Source organism: Pseudoleptotrichia sp. (assembly GCF_057270515.1).
In genome coordinates this window covers 48,997-64,284 of sequence record NZ_DBHIXS010000010.1, presented here as the reverse complement: position 1 = coordinate 64,284, position 15,288 = coordinate 48,997, and the positions used below count along the sequence as shown (strand labels likewise).

General features: G+C 29.3%; 12 protein-coding genes. All 12 read left to right on the top strand.

From position 1 onward, the window contains the following. The first annotated feature begins 359 nt into the window (after nt 1-359). Nucleotides 360-1,166: an SDR family NAD(P)-dependent oxidoreductase gene (locus tag ACO5J6_RS08025; protein ID WP_485643289.1), complete on the top strand. Its 807-nt coding sequence runs from the start codon at nt 360-362 to the stop codon at nt 1,164-1,166. Nucleotides 1,167-1,385: 219 nt separating this feature from the next. Then, nucleotides 1,386-2,282, top strand: coding sequence for an alpha/beta fold hydrolase (locus ACO5J6_RS08020; RefSeq protein ID WP_485643288.1), 897 nt, complete (start codon nt 1,386-1,388; stop codon nt 2,280-2,282). Between the two features lie 168 nt (nt 2,283-2,450). Then, complete coding sequence (locus tag ACO5J6_RS08015; protein ID WP_485643286.1) at nt 2,451-3,050, top strand: ECF transporter S component; 600 nt, start codon at nt 2,451-2,453, stop codon at nt 3,048-3,050. 74 nt (nt 3,051-3,124) lie between these two features. After that, nucleotides 3,125-3,877: an energy-coupling factor transporter transmembrane component T family protein gene (locus tag ACO5J6_RS08010; protein ID WP_485643285.1), complete on the top strand. Its 753-nt coding sequence runs from the start codon at nt 3,125-3,127 to the stop codon at nt 3,875-3,877. Then, nucleotides 3,864-4,715, top strand: coding sequence for an energy-coupling factor ABC transporter ATP-binding protein (locus tag ACO5J6_RS08005; RefSeq protein ID WP_485643283.1), 852 nt, complete (start codon nt 3,864-3,866; stop codon nt 4,713-4,715). Before ACO5J6_RS08010 ends, ACO5J6_RS08005 begins: the two co-directional genes overlap by 14 nt. Nucleotides 4,716-4,888: 173 nt before the next feature. After that, nucleotides 4,889-5,698 carry an energy-coupling factor ABC transporter ATP-binding protein gene (locus ACO5J6_RS08000; RefSeq protein WP_485643281.1) on the top strand — a complete coding sequence of 270 codons (810 nt, stop codon included), beginning with the start codon at nt 4,889-4,891 and terminating at the stop codon, nt 5,696-5,698. Nucleotides 5,699-5,911: 213 nt separating this feature from the next. Further along, a complete protein-coding gene (locus tag ACO5J6_RS07995; RefSeq protein WP_485643279.1) occupies nt 5,912-6,571 on the top strand; it encodes a hypothetical protein in 660 nt (219 codons plus the stop codon). A gap of 386 nt (nt 6,572-6,957) precedes the next feature. Next, a complete protein-coding gene (locus tag ACO5J6_RS07990) occupies nt 6,958-8,100 on the top strand; it encodes a cysteine desulfurase family protein (RefSeq protein ID WP_485643277.1) in 1,143 nt (380 codons plus the stop codon). 85 nt (nt 8,101-8,185) lie between these two features. After that, nucleotides 8,186-8,818, top strand: a complete 633-nt coding sequence (locus tag ACO5J6_RS07985) for a metallophosphoesterase family protein (RefSeq protein ID WP_485643290.1) — start codon at nt 8,186-8,188, stop codon at nt 8,816-8,818. Nucleotides 8,819-8,890: 72 nt separating this feature from the next. Continuing rightward, on the top strand, nt 8,891-10,798 hold the full coding sequence (locus ACO5J6_RS07980; protein WP_485643275.1) for a hypothetical protein: 1,908 nt from the start codon (nt 8,891-8,893) through the stop codon (nt 10,796-10,798). A gap of 150 nt (nt 10,799-10,948) precedes the next feature. Further along, nucleotides 10,949-11,740 carry a Cof-type HAD-IIB family hydrolase gene (locus tag ACO5J6_RS07975; RefSeq protein WP_485643273.1) on the top strand — a complete coding sequence of 264 codons (792 nt, stop codon included), beginning with the start codon at nt 10,949-10,951 and terminating at the stop codon, nt 11,738-11,740. Nucleotides 11,741-11,789: 49 nt separating this feature from the next. Next, nucleotides 11,790-15,257, top strand: coding sequence for a DNA polymerase III subunit alpha (gene dnaE / locus ACO5J6_RS07970; protein ID WP_485643271.1), 3,468 nt, complete (start codon nt 11,790-11,792; stop codon nt 15,255-15,257). Nucleotides 15,258-15,288: the final 31 nt, after the last annotated feature.

Here is a 15,288-nt window from a genome sequence, read left to right as displayed (position 1 = left end):
CCAAAGGGTCGTTGGTTCGAGTCCAACCGGGGACGCCACTTTTTTTATTTGATATGATAACAATTAGATTATTATTGATAGAATATTTTTTGTCAAATACAAAATTTGTGGAATATATGATAACAAATTAGAATTATTAATAGGTGAAATATATAAAATGATTTATATCAAGAATTTTATTCATTTTCTGTTTGTTCTTTTCTTCTTTTTTCATTTTCTTTTTTATTTATTTTTTTCTTTTCTTTTTTCTTCTCTTTTCTTCTCTTTTCTTTTCTTTTATTCTCTTTTTCTTTTCTTATCTTGTTACATTTTAGTTCTTTTTTTGCTATAATATATTTGATATGATTGGAGATTATTATATGAAAACTGTTCTTATAACCGGTACAAGCAGCGGAATTGGTCGCGAATTTGCTAAAATATATGCTCGGAATAATTATAATCTTGTTATTATTTCTAGAAGATACGAGCGGATGAATGAGCTGAAAGAATATATATTAAAAAATATTAATAGTAAACTGATGATCGAGATAATCTGTATGGATTTATCTGTAGAAGGAGCTTCTAAAAAATTGTATGATATTATAAAGAGGAAGAATATAGTTATTGATACATTGATAAATAATGCAGGAATTGGAATATATGGAGAATTTTCTGAATATACTCCAATGGAGATTGAGAAAAATAATAAAATGATAAATTTAAATTTGAAAGCTTCTATTGAACTTACGAAATTTTTTCTTGATGATATGTTATCAAGGTCTTGCGGCAGGATATTAAATGTAGCTTCTATTGCGGCATTTCAGGCTGGACCGATGATGGCTACATATTATGCAAGTAAAGCATTTATTTTGTCATTTTCTGAAGCATTGAGAGAAGAGCTTAAAAAAACTGATATTGTGGTTTCTGTTCTATGTCCCGGTCCTACAGCGACAGAATTTGAAAAAAGTTCCGATTTGACGGAAACAGGATTGTTTTCTAAAATGAAAGTAATGTCAGCAGAAAAAGTTGCAAAAATTGCTTATAGAGATTTTTCAAAAGGAAAAAGGATAATAATACCGGGAATTATAAATAAGATTGCCGTATTTGGAACCAAAATTGTTCCAAGAGTAGTTGCAACAAAGATTGCAGGGAAACTTCAGGAAAAGAAAAAATATTTGAATAAATAATTGATTTAGTGATTAATAGAAAAATTTAAAATAAATAAAAAAATTGTATAAGAATAATTTAAAAAAGTGTATAATAAATATTTACGTTGGTGATGAATTAATGTGAATGTTAGAGAAATAGTTGATTTCGATTTATCAGTAAATATATTTAAATTAAAAAAATAATATAGTGAAAAATTATGAGAAAATATCAAAAAATATTCACAGGAAAGGAATGGAATGGAAAAAAGATATTTTGAAAGTTCTGATAATTTGCAGATACCTTATTTGTATTTTGAGTCAAATAGAGGTGAGAAATTTAAAAATAATATAATTATATTTCATGGAGTGGCAGAGCCTATAAATAGATATGAAGAATTTGGAAATTTTTTGTCTGTAAATGGATATAATGTTTTTATTCCTGAATATAGAGGTCATGGGGAACTTAAAACAGATAAAGTAGGAGATTTTGGAAAAAAAGGGATACAGAATATTTTTGATGATATAGATGTGTTTTTCAGTAAAGAATTGCTGCCTAAAGGAATAAAGGCTGAAAATACCACAATATTCGGTCATAGTATGGGAGCTTTTATTGCAACGAAGATTGTTATAGAAAATAATTATAAATATTTTATTTTATCAGGGTTTCCTATTAAGAAAAAAATGATTGTATTTGCTGCTAAATTTTTATCTTTTTTTGAAAGGTTACTTATTTTTAAAAAGAAATCATTTTTCAATAAGGAATTTAGGAAATACAATGATTTTTTTGCACCTAATCACACTAAATTCGACTGGCTTACAAGGAATATTGAAGAATGCAGGAAATATCAGGAAAATGATTTCTGCGGATATCCTTTAACACCTAAAGTATTTGCAGGAATATTGAAGATGATGAATTTTATAAATAAAAATTATAAAAAAATAAGAAATGATGCAAATATGCTTGTTTTATACGGAACTCAGGATAAAACAATGGACATAGAATACGTGAATAAACTTTTATCAGTTTTGAGAAAGAAAAAAAGAAGAATTAATGTAATTGCAAATGATGAAGGTAGACATGAATCATTGAATGAAACTAATAAATATGTGATTTATGATGAAATATTAAAATGGCTAAATGAAAGAGAAAAATAAAATAAAAAAAGTTGAAAAAATGAGATAATTAAGATTTTATAATATAATTGAGATATATTGGAAATAGAGAGATATTGAAAGATACGAATGACTAAGATTTATGATATAGATTTAGATATAAAAATAGAAAAAATATTGAAGAACATAAAATAATTAGGAGGTTTAGTAATGAAAAGTATTAAGGAAGATTTTTCTTTGATGGCAATTTTGCTTATACCGGTAGCGGTAGCAATTAATTTTACAGGATTTGGTATTGTAAAGCTTTTACAAATTCCGATATTTTTAGATTCTGTAGGGACAGTATTTATAAGTTTAATTGCAGGTCCATGGATTGGAATAACAACGGCGATTATAACAAGCCTTATTACGGGGAGTTTTTCTCCTGAATATTTTGCCTTTATGCCTGTTTCTATAATTATGGCTCTTTGCATGGGATTTTTGACAAGATTTAAGCTAAAAAATATGATAGTCAAAACATTTGTATGTGCTGTTTGCCTGGTAGTTATTGCAATAGTAGTATCAGCTCCGATAATAGTATATGTTTACGGTGGAAATACAGGAAATGCGACAGCCGGAATAACTGCATTTTTCCTTGCAACAGGAGATAATATATGGAAAGCCGTTTTCAGTACTAATCTTATTACAGAAACGACAGATAAAATTATAACTGCGATAATTGCGATGTCTATAATAAAAGCCATGTCGCCTAGATATCTTATAAAATTTAATTATGGAAAAAATTATATAAAATCTGATGAAAAAAATTAATGCGTTTAATTGCTATATTTAGTATATTTATCAGATAAAAATTAGGTAAAATCGGAAACAGGAGAATAAAATTTATGACAAAAGATAATTTGAAGCAGCTTTATCCATTGACAAAATTATTTATAGCCCTGACTTTATTAGTATCTTCATTTATAATTTCAAATTATATTTACAGTTATTTTATGGTTATAATTTGTGGAATTATTGCTGTCTGTTTTGGAGTCGGTTTGAAAAGTTATATGAAAAGAATTTTTTTTAGTCTTTTTTGGCTTTTATTAGCCATATTTATAATTCAAAGTGTTTTTTTGCATTCAGGAGAGATATTATTTAAAATAGGGTTTGTTTCAGTTTATAAGGACGGAGTTCTTAAAGCTGTAAATCTGACTTCAAGAATAACGGCATTTGTTTCAACACTGACTTTGCTGATACTTATAACTCCGGCTAAAGATTTTACAGTTGCTCTGGAAAAAAAGGGACTAAATCCGAAGGCAGCTTTTGTTTTACTTTTATCATTACAGATGATACCCGAAATGAAAAAACAGGCTAATATTATAATGAATTCACAGAGAGCCAGAGGAGTAGAAACAGAAGGAAATATTTTAGTCAGAGCAAAAGCATTGATACCGGTTTTTATCCCGTTGGCACTGTCTTCTATAGTCAATACTGAAGAAAGAGCGATTACGTTGGAAGTCAGAGGATTTTCGGTCGGAGAAAAAAGGACGATATTGAATGATATGGAAGAAACTCAATATGATAAGAAAATAAAGATATTGTTAGTGATTTTTCTTGTATTTTGCATTATATGGAGGATTTATGTGTTACTTTAAATTAGAAGATATAAGTTATAAGTACCCTTTGACAGAAGAAAATATTTTAAAAAATATAACTATCGGCATAGAAAAAGGTGAATTTTGGGCAGTTATTGGGAAGAATGGAAGTGGTAAAACTACTTTATGCAATGTTTTAAGAAGATTTGCACCTGATTTTTATAAGGGGGAACTGACAGGCAGAATTATTCTGGAAAATAAAGAATTAAAAGACTATACGGTAAAAGAAATTGTACAGAAAATAGGATTTGTATTTCAAAATCCTTTTACTCAAATAAGCGGAGTAAAGGAAACCGTTTTTGAAGAAATTGCTTTTGGACTTGAAAATTTGGGATTAGAAGCAAATTACATAAAAAATAAAGTTGAAGAAACATTGGAATTACTTCATATAAAGGAATTAAGGCATAAAAATCCGTATGAACTGTCAGGAGGACAAGGACAGAAAGTTGCCCTTGCTTCTATAATAGCAATGGAGCCTGAAATCCTGATAATAGACGAGCCTACATCTCAACTCGATCCTCAGGGGACGGAAGAAATATTTAAAATAATAAATATGTTAGCAGAAAAAGGGAAAACTATAATACTGGTTGAACATAAAATAGAACTTATCGGAGAATATGCGGAAAAAGTGATTGTCCTTGATGAAGGTGAGATAATTCTTAAAGGGGACACAAAAAATGTGCTTAAAAATAAATTATTGCTGGAAAAGGAAATAGGAATGCCGCAATATGCCATGCTTGCTTATGAGTTGTCCGAAAATATGCCTGATAAGATAAAATTTGAAGAAATACCGATAACTAAAGAAACGGCTTTAAGAGAATTAAAAAAATATAGATAAAATACGGATAACTGAGAAAATATATAACTGAAAAATTTTAAAAATCAGAAAAAGACTAAATTTAGAAATCAGAAAATTAAAGAGATTTAAATTAAAAAAATTAGAAATTTGAAAATAAAAAAATAGAAATTTTAAATAAAAAATTATATCTATGTCTGACGGGAGAAGAAGAAGTGAGTTTTATAGAAGTTAGAGGATTAAGTTTTATTTATTCTGACAGTACCGTTGCACTGAACGGGATTTCTCTTGATATGGAAAAAGGAGAAAATGTTGCAATCATAGGGCAGAACGGTGCAGGTAAAACAACAATGGTAAAAATGCTGAACGGACTTTTAAAACCTACAAAAGGAGATGTGAATATAGGAGGCTGGAATACAAAAGATTATACGACTGCACAGATGAGCAGAAAAGTCGGATATGTATTTCAAAATCCTATGGAACAGATATTTCATAACAATGTCTATGATGAAATAATATTCGGACCGAAAAAATTGAAATATTCTGATAATGAAATAAAAAAAGCAGCTGAAAATGCAATTGAGATGACAGGATTAAATGAATATATAAAGGAAAATCCTTATAACCTGCCCTATTCAATAAGAAAATTTGTTACAATAGCTGCGATAATAGCAATGAATACAGAAGTAATAATCATGGATGAACCTACTGCCGGACAGGATTTGAAGGGTATAAAAATATTGAACGGACTGATAGGAAAGCTGCTTGAACAGGGAAAGACAGTTATTACAATTACTCATGATATGGAATTTGTAGTAAATAATTTTGAAAGAATAATTGTTATGGCAAATAAAAAAATAATAGGCGACAATAATAAAAAAGAAATTTTCAAACAGGATGATATACTTATTCAGGGGAAAATAAAACTCCCGTATATAAGTGAACTGGCAAAGGAGCTTTCTATGAACAGGAGCATTCTTACAATAGATGATTTTGTAAAAGATTTTAAGAAATTTATGGATTAGCGGATTAATGAATATTTTTGAGTTAAATCAATGTTATCCAATAATAGTAGTTATTTTCAGTAAGTTCATATAGATAATTTGTACAGTATAATTTATATGGTTAGGTTAATATTTTTGTGGTAGAAACTGAAAACAGACAAAGTTTCGGAAAATACAGCTAAAATTTTTATAATAATCCAAAAAATATAAATAAAAAAAGGTGGTGATTATCCTATGGGAAATATGGAAATAGTGTCAAATATAAAGAAGAATAAAAATAAATTTATGATTATGTCAATGTTTATGATGATTTTTACTTTAAGTTGTGCAGTAAAAAATCCTAATCCTAAAAATACAAGTACGACGGCAATAGAAAAAAGTGATATTGTAAATGTAGACATTGAGAAAGTGATAGAAGAAATAAATCAGGAAGTAAAAAAGACGGATAAGGATAAGACTTTAAAGAAAAAAGTTAAGACAATTAAAGACACAGGAAAGGAAAATACAAAGGGAGGAAGAAGCGAATATACGAGTTACAACAATAAAAATAAGGAATTAAGAAAATTTATAGTTAAACATTTTGCAGAAACAGGAAGACTGATCCAGGAATTTTATATAAAAAATGACAGAATATATTATCTGTATCAGAAAAAAATGACTTATAACAGACCTGTAGGTTGGACTAAGGCAAAAGCTAAAGAAAGTGGAGATACCGAATATTTTGATTTGAAAAAATCAAAAAATGAAGAAGCTAAATATTATTTTGATTTTGATGAAAATCTTGTCAGATTTATTTCGGAAGACGGCTCAATAAATGATAATCAGGAAATTCTGAATGTGATAAAAAATGATTTGAAAGATGATTATCTGATGAACATTCAAAATAGTAAATAAATTTTTTGTTAATAATAATTTTTAGGAAAAATATTTATTAGTGGGAGTATCAAATAATTGGAAATATTTAATTATAAAAGATATGACAAAAAAGTGTAACAAAATATATGATGAGTAGATATAAAAAATTTATTAATGAAAAAATATTAATAGTGAGAATATCAATAATTGGAAATATTTAATTATAAAAAATATGACAAAAAAGTGTAACGAAATATATGATGAATAGATATAAAAAAAATTCATCGATGAAAAAATATTAATAGAAAATATTTTGAAAAGAATTTTTAATTTATTGGAAATATAGTAATGAGGAATATTATCAATAAAAAATATTATTTCTAAAAAGAAACAGCAGTAAAGTATAATTGAAAGGAAGGGAAGTTTTGAAACCGGTTTATTTGGACAATGCGGCATCAACGAAAGTAATGCCCGAAGTTATTAAAGGAATGACAGAATCTTATGAAGAAATTTACGCCAATCCGTCTTCAACTCACAGATTAGGGCAAAAAGCCAAAGGAATAATAGAAAGATACAGAAGTATAATAGCAGGCTGTCTTGGAGTTGAAACGAATGAAATAATATTTACATCGGGGGGAGCAGAAGGAAATAACCTTGTTTTAAGAGGGGCATTAAATGCTTACGAATATAAAGGAAAACATATTATAACTTCAAAGATAGAGCATTCTACCATATTGAAAACATGTCAGCAGCTTGAAAGGGAAGGATATGAAGTAACATACATAGATGTGGATGAAAATGGTGTCGTTGATATGGAGCAGCTAAAAAGATCTATAAGAAAAGATACTGTAATAGTATCGATAATGTATGTAAATAATGAAACGGGAGTAAAACAGCCGATAGAAGAAATAGGAAAATTACTCGAAGGGACGAGTATCCTTTTTCATACTGATGCGGTACAGGCGATAGGAAAAGAGATTATATTTCCTAAAAATACGAGGATAAGTGCTTTGACCGCCACTGCACATAAATTTTACGGTCCTAAAGGAGCAGGGTTTGTATTTCTTGATAAAAATTTTCTTGTGGAAAAAGAAATATGGGGAGGTTCTCAGGAGAGAAACAGAAGAGCGGGAACGGAAAATCTTCAGGGGATACTCGGTTTGGGAATTGCACTGGAAGAAACATATAAAATATTGCATGAAGAAAAAGGAAAAGAGGAAAAACTTCATAATTATATGGAGAGCCGACTGAAAAATGAAATAAAGGATATAAAAATAAATGGAGAAAAGGCTCCCCGCATAAAAACGATTACAAATGTCTGTATTAAGGGATGTGATGTGCAGACTTTACTGATTGCACTTGATTTAAGGGGTATATGTGTGAGCGGAGGTTCGGCATGTATGTCAGGGGCTCATGAAAATTCTCATGTGCTAAAAGAAATGGGGTTATCGGAAGAAGAATTGAAAAGTTCTTTCAGAATAAGCATCGGTAAATATACGACAATGGAGGAAATAGACTATTTCATAGATAACTTGAAAGAGATTGTGAAAATAGAAAGAGGAGAGTAATATTTATTATTATACTCTATTTAGTGATTAAGAATAAAATAAATAATCAGCTTAACATTGCTTAAAGTAAAAACAATAGAAATAAATAAATTCGTTATATAGAAAGGGGCGAAAACCCATTAAGAAAAAGTATAAGTTTTTATGTATAAGTGATATTGAAATACTGGGGAATATGGAGCCTGAATTTCTGAAACAGAGATTTAAAACAGTGGATTTTATAATGTCGGCAGGAGATGTTTCCAACAGATATTTAGACTATCTTGTATCAGTGCTGGATAAGGATATAATATGCGTAAACGGAAATCATATCTATCATAAAGACTACCCTATAACATTTGCCAAAGTTATAGACGGAAAATTTCTGAAATATAAGGGTCTCAGGATATTGGGACTGGACGGCTGTAAAGTTTATTCGTTTAAGGAGCATCAATATACCGAAAATCAGATGAAAATAAAAATATTCAGAAATCTATTTCATCTTATAAAGGGTGTGGATATTGTATTAAGTCATGCTTCACCTGAAGGTATTCATGATGTGGATGACGGTGTACATAACGGGTTTAAAGTATTTCATGATGTTATAAAATATTTCAGACCTAAACTTTGGATACATGGACATATACATCTGCCTAATTTTATGAATCATCAGGATACCCAAGTTCATGATACAATGGTTTCCAATACATTTGGATACAGGATATTTACTATTGAAAAATAATATAATTTATAAAGTGTTTTGATGATAATAAAGATGTTCATTGTTGAAAACACATTATTGAAGGAGTATGATATGGATAATTCCATTTACTTGTTTGATGAGGCTGAAGAAGCGTATAAAAAATTTTTGAAATCATCAAAAGGTTTTTTGGGTTTAAAAAAACGAAGTAATCTCAAATCTTTTATAGAAATACAGAAAAAGGAAAACGCTTATAACAGTGTTCATTTAGGTATAAAAGAAGTTCCTTTAGATAAAATCATAGGAAGTGTAGAAAAATATACCGATTTTGATAAAAATTTTGCTCCTAAAAATAATGTGGTCAAACAGCGATGGATAAATATATATGTAGGTTATATCGGGGAAAGTATGTTGCCTCCGGTTATTCTCTATAAAATAAAGGATAACTATTATGTCTATGACGGCAACCACAGAATATCGGTTGCAAAATTTTTAAATTTTGCTTCAATAGAAGCCGAAGTGGAGGAGTTTCTGCCTTCAAAAAATAATACTGATGAAATTATTTACAGGGAAAGTATGATTTTTGAAAAAGAAACAGGTATAGAAAATGTTGTTTTATCTAATCCTTTAAGATACAAACATTTAAAAAATGAAATAGAAAATTATATGAAATTTATTCATAAAAAAAGAAGAATAGAAGTCAATTATAGAAAAGCTGCGGAAGATTGGAATAAAAACATCTTTATTCCTGCTAAAATATTAATTGAAAAAAATGATATACTAAAAAATTTTCCTGATAATAACATTAATGATACAGTATTATTTGTTCTCGACCATAAATATTTTTTAAGCGAGAATAAGGGGAAGAATGTAGGATACCTTTTCAGTATTATTGACTATATAAACTTCATTAAGACAAATGAAAACGGAAATCTTATGAATAAGTTTGAAATTAACGGAAAAGAAGCGGAAAAGGTTTTATCAAGTCTGGAGAAAATCGACAATGAAATTATTCATTCTACTGAAGAAATAAGAATAGATAAGGAACTGTCTAAACTGACCGGAATAAATTTCGGATATAATAAAATTTTGTATAGAGAAACGGGAAAATATAAGAATATTCAGGAATGGCATAAAAAAGAGTATAAAAAAATAACTGACTGTTTTATTGAAAAATTGGATAAACTTCCTGAAAAATATAGCAGCTATAAAGAATATTTTGATGAAAACGAGATATTTAAATTTATATTTGAATATGGAAATCTCAAAAATATATATGAATATGAAAATAAGGAAACAGTAGTTTTAAATTATATTATAGAAGTGTTTCTGCCTGTTATTTCGATTTTGGATAAAGAAAACGATGAAGCTTACAGTAATAAAAAAGATTTTTTAAATAAATATATAAAAATACAGAACGGATATTTCTATTTATTTAAAATTGAGGAAAGACTTTCAGAAGAAGGAAAGACCGTAAAATATGAAAAAATAATATCCGACAGGTCATTAAATACAGTATTTTTTAGAGATGAAAGAGGTTATTACGATATAAAAGGAATTTTACTGAATCAGAAATATAATGAATTTCTGAATAATTTGAAAAGCTCTGAATCATTTTTGGAAATATATGAGAAATATGGTAAAATCGGAGAATATGAAACTTTCACAAAGTTATTTGAAATGCTTGATATTTTAGGAGAAGAAAAATTTATAAAAAAAATAAAGAATGATTTGAAAAAAATGTTTAAATCTGACATAATTCTGACAGATTATAAAACAAAATATGTGATGTATAATTATATATTAAATAAAAAGAAAAGTGCAGCTGAAAAGACTGAAGATGTTTTTTATGATTATAAAAAATATTCATTTATAGATTTTTATGCTGATATATTGTATTTTACAAAAGAAAATATAACGGTTGAAAATGATAGTGAAAACATAGATTTTGATAATGTAGACTTTGATATTGATATTCTTGATATGGAGCTGTATTATCGGGAAAAAGATTGGCAAGAATAATATATACTGATTTTAGAATAAGCATCTTATATTGTCGGTAAAAGAATAATGAATAGAGTAGTATTAAAGAGCAGTATTAATATGTATAAAAAGTGAAAAGAGCAAATTATTGGAAAAAATAAATCTGAAATAGAAAAAACAGGAGGATTAATGAAAATAAAAGCAGTGTTTATGGATTTGGACGGGACATTACTAAGAAATAACCATACAATATCTGAAAAAATAAAGAATAAATTAAAAGAACTGGAAGAAAAAGGGGTCAAAATATTTATTTCTACCGGAAGAAGTTTTAAGTCAGCAGTTCCTTTTGTCAGGGAGTTGGAGATAAAAACTCCTGTTATTACTTATAACGGGGGGAGAATTGCAGAGCCTGTTACTGAAAAAGTAATTTATGAAAAGCCTGTAGACAAGGAAAATGTAGAAAAAGTAATAGAAATATCAAGGGAAAAAGGAATACATCTAAATCTTTACAATGATGATAATTTATATATTGAAAGTAAAGATGACGAGGGGCTGGGTTATGCAAACCGTGTGAGTATTCCTTATTTTGTTGTAAATTTTGATGAATTTAAAGGAAAGACTTCGACAAAATGCCTTTTTGTAGCAGAAAATGAAAAACTTGTCGAGCTGAAAAAAGAGCTGGAGAATGTGCTGACAGATGTAAATATTGTATTTTCCCATGCTACATATCTCGAAGTTCTGAATAAGGAAGTGAATAAAGGGGCAGCAGTAAAAGAAATGCTTCAAAAATACGGGATTTCTCCTGATGAAACAATGGCATTCGGCGACCAGTGGAATGATTTGGAAATGCTTAAGCTGGTAAAACACGGTTATTTAATGGGAAATGCTTCCGATGACTTGAAAAGTAAGTTTTCGGAGGACAGAATAACTTTATCCAATGAGGAAGACGGAATTTATCATATATTGAAAGATATTAACTAAAATTTTTGAATATCAGGCAGTACAATAAGTTATATATACGGGTGATATTATGGAAAATGAAATGATACATTTAAAGCTGCATAGCGAATATTCTCTTCTCGAAGGAGTAGGTAAAATTGATGAATATATAGAAAAAGCTGTATCGGAGAATATAAAGACTTTGGCTATTACCGATACTTCGATGTTTGGGGTAATAGAATTTTACAAAAAATGTATAAAATCAGGGATAAAGCCTATAATTGCTCTTGAAGTCTTTTTGGACGGGATAGTATCGGAGGGGGAATATTCTTTGACATTGATTGCAAAAAATAAGAACGGATATAGAAACCTCTCAAAACTTTCTTCGCTTTCATATAGCAGGTTTAACAGACGAAGAAATAAGATAAAATATGAGGAGTTACTTGAATATTCTTCAGATTTATATATTTTATCAGGGGGAATATATGGCGAAATCATAAGAGGAATAGCCGAGTACAAATATCCTGAAGCAAAAAAAGCAGCAATAAAATTGGCAAAAGATTTTAAAGAAAATTTCTTTTTGGAAGTTCCCGCTGTAAAAAGACTGGAAAATGTTAGAAAAGCTCTTTGGGAAATAATAAAAGAAACAGAAATACCGTACACAATAACTAATGAAATTTATTATCCCAATAAAGGAGAAGCCGTACTTCAGAAAATTATGTCTTCGATAAAAGAGGGAAATAAGATAGAAACCGTTCAGGAAGATATATTTTATGATGATTTGTATCTGAAATCCTTTGAACAAATGAAAGAAAGTTTCAGTAATTTTGAAGATGAATTTTTTAATAACGGGATAAAAAACACTATAAATATTGCGAAAAATTGTAATGTAAATTTTGAATTTGATGTATTTAAATTTCCTGAATACGAATTACCCCAAGGAATAACTGAAAATTTTTATATCAGAAAGCTTGTTTACGAGGGAATAGCTAAAAAATATCTGGGAGAAAATGTTGTAATATCGGCATTGGAACAGGAAAATGAAATAAAAGACAGACTGATACAGAAAAAAATGGAAAATGTTTTTCAGAGGGCGGATTATGAGCTTGAAGTGATAAATAATATGGGATATAACGGATATTTCATAATAGTCTGGGATTTTATAAAATTTGCCAAAGAAGCGGGAGTATATGTCGGTCCCGGGAGAGGTTCCGCTGCGGGAAGTCTGGTTTCTTATGCTCTGAATATAACGGAAATAGACCCTCTGAAATATAATCTGATTTTTGAGAGATTTTTAAATCCTGAAAGGATTTCAATGCCTGACATTGATATAGATTTTGATCAGGAACAGAGGGAAATAGTAATAAACTATGTACTGAATAAATACGGAAATAAACATGTAGCCCATATAATAACATTTGGAACACTTAAGGCAAGGGCTGCCATAAGGGACGTAGGACGTGTGCTGAATATAAGTCTGAAAAAAGTTGACAGTGTTGCTAAACTTATCCCTTTTAATATGGATTTGAACAGGGCGTTGTATTCTATAGAAAGACTGAAAGAGATGTACTACAATGATACTGAAATAAAAACAATGATAGACTATTCTCTGAAAATAGAGGGAAGAGCAAGACACGCTTCGGTACATGCTGCGGGAGTAGTAATTTCCAAAGATGTGCTTGATGAAGAAATTCCAACTTATTCTGACGGGAAAACTCCTATACTTTCGACTCAATATCAGATGAAAGAGCTGGAAGAATTGGGGATTTTAAAAATGGATTTTTTGGGGTTGAAAAATCTGACGATTTTAAGAAAAACCGTAGAAAACATAGAAAAGACAAAGAAAGAGAATATAAAACTCGAAAATATAAACCTTGAAAACAAAAAAGCTTACAGTCTTATGACAAAAGCCAATACTTTGGGGATATTTCAGTGTGAATCGGCGGGGATAAGAAACTTGATGAAAAAAGTCAAAATTGAAAAATTTGATGATATAACGGCGTTACTCGCTTTGTATCGTCCCGGACCTCTTCAAAGTGGAATGGTAGATGATTTTATTGCTGCAAAGAATGCGAAAGCTGAAATAAAATATCCTGATGAGTCTTTAAAGGATATACTTGAGGAAACTTACGGTGTCATACTATATCAGGAGCAAGTAATGAAAATAGCCAGCGAAATGGCAAAATATTCCCTTGGAGAAGCAGACCAGTTGAGACGTGCTATAGGAAAGAAAATTCCTGAAATAATAAAGGAAAACAGGGAAAAATTTGTAAATAAAGCTGTGGAAAATAACGTTTCCCGTAAGAAAGCCGAAAAAATATACGATTTGATAGATAAATTCGGAGGATACGGATTTAATAAGTCCCACTCTGCCGCTTACGCCCTTATAGTTTACTGGACTGCATATTTCAAGGCAAACTATCCTGTAGAATTTTTTGCTGCAATAATGACCACTGAAATGTACAATATAGACAGACTGTCTTTATTTATAAATGAAGCAAAGGAAAGGAATATAGAAATATTTGTACCTGATGTAAATATGTCGGATTATGATTTTAAAGTGGAAGAAAGCGGCATAAGATTTGGACTGGTAGCTATAAAAGGAGTTGGCGGAAACTTTGTCAGGGAAATTATGGAAGAAAGAAAAAACGGTCTTTTTGTTTCCTATGATGATTTTGTCTACAGAATGAAACAGAGAGGGTTGAATAAAAAACAGCTGGAATCTCTTATCCTGTCAGGAAGCCTTGACAGTCTTAACGGAAACAGAAAAGAAAAATTTGACGCTATAAATAAGGTTCTTGACTGGAGCCAAAAAAAATATGAATCCGAAGAGGATTTGCAGATGATACTGTTTGGAGGAAAAAGCAGAAAAATCGGAGATTTTATTATGGAAAAAGATGAGGAGTATCCTCAGAATATACTCCTTAAAAATGAAAAAGAATATTTAGGAATATATGTTTCAAGTCATCCTTTAGACGAGAAAAAGGAGTTGTCCGAAATGATAGAACATATGAAAATTTCCGAGCTGGAGGATCCAAGAAACAAAAATAATTTTGGGAAGTTCAGTAAAATAAGAATAATAGGAATTATAAAAAATCTGAACAAGATTGTAACAAAATCTTCGAGAGAGCCTATGGCAAAATTTGAATTGGAAGATTTTACGGGAGCAATCGAAGCCATATGTTTTCCAAAAAATTTTATAGATATCGGATATAAACTGATAGAAGACACTGTCATCATGGCAGAGGGACATATAAATTATGACGGAAATAAAAAGTCATTTATAATAAATACGGTTAATGAACTTGACGCTTTGGAGGAAAACAAATCTTTGAATTTGTATATCCTGATTGATAATGAAAGTAAGGAAAAAGTTTCCGAACTAAAAAATCTTATAATAAAAAATAAGGGAAATAATCAGGTGTTTTTTGCAATGAATACAGAAAATAATAAAAAAGAAGTTGTAAAAATGAGCAGTAAATATAATGTCAATTTATCAGAAAATTTTATGACGGAACTTATAAAGCTTGTAGGAAGAAAAAAAATAAGAATACGTTAGATTGAAAAAAATACATCTATATGATAAAATT

What these genes read in the sequence shown, in the direction of transcription:
- ACO5J6_RS08010 (WP_485643285.1), top strand. Translation starts at nt 3,125, where the DNA reads ATGACAAAAGATAATTTGAAGCAGCTTTATCCATTGACAAAATTATTT.
- ACO5J6_RS07980 (WP_485643275.1), top strand. Translation starts at nt 8,891, where the DNA reads ATGGATAATTCCATTTACTTGTTTGATGAGGCTGAAGAAGCGTATAAA.
- ACO5J6_RS08020 (WP_485643288.1), top strand. Translation starts at nt 1,386, where the DNA reads ATGGAAAAAAGATATTTTGAAAGTTCTGATAATTTGCAGATACCTTAT.
- ACO5J6_RS08025 (WP_485643289.1), top strand. Translation starts at nt 360, where the DNA reads ATGAAAACTGTTCTTATAACCGGTACAAGCAGCGGAATTGGTCGCGAA.
- dnaE (WP_485643271.1), top strand. Translation starts at nt 11,790, where the DNA reads ATGGAAAATGAAATGATACATTTAAAGCTGCATAGCGAATATTCTCTT.
- ACO5J6_RS07995 (WP_485643279.1), top strand. Translation starts at nt 5,912, where the DNA reads ATGGGAAATATGGAAATAGTGTCAAATATAAAGAAGAATAAAAATAAA.
- ACO5J6_RS08015 (WP_485643286.1), top strand. Translation starts at nt 2,451, where the DNA reads ATGAAAAGTATTAAGGAAGATTTTTCTTTGATGGCAATTTTGCTTATA.
- ACO5J6_RS08005 (WP_485643283.1), top strand. Translation starts at nt 3,864, where the DNA reads ATGTGTTACTTTAAATTAGAAGATATAAGTTATAAGTACCCTTTGACA.
- ACO5J6_RS07975 (WP_485643273.1), top strand. Translation starts at nt 10,949, where the DNA reads ATGAAAATAAAAGCAGTGTTTATGGATTTGGACGGGACATTACTAAGA.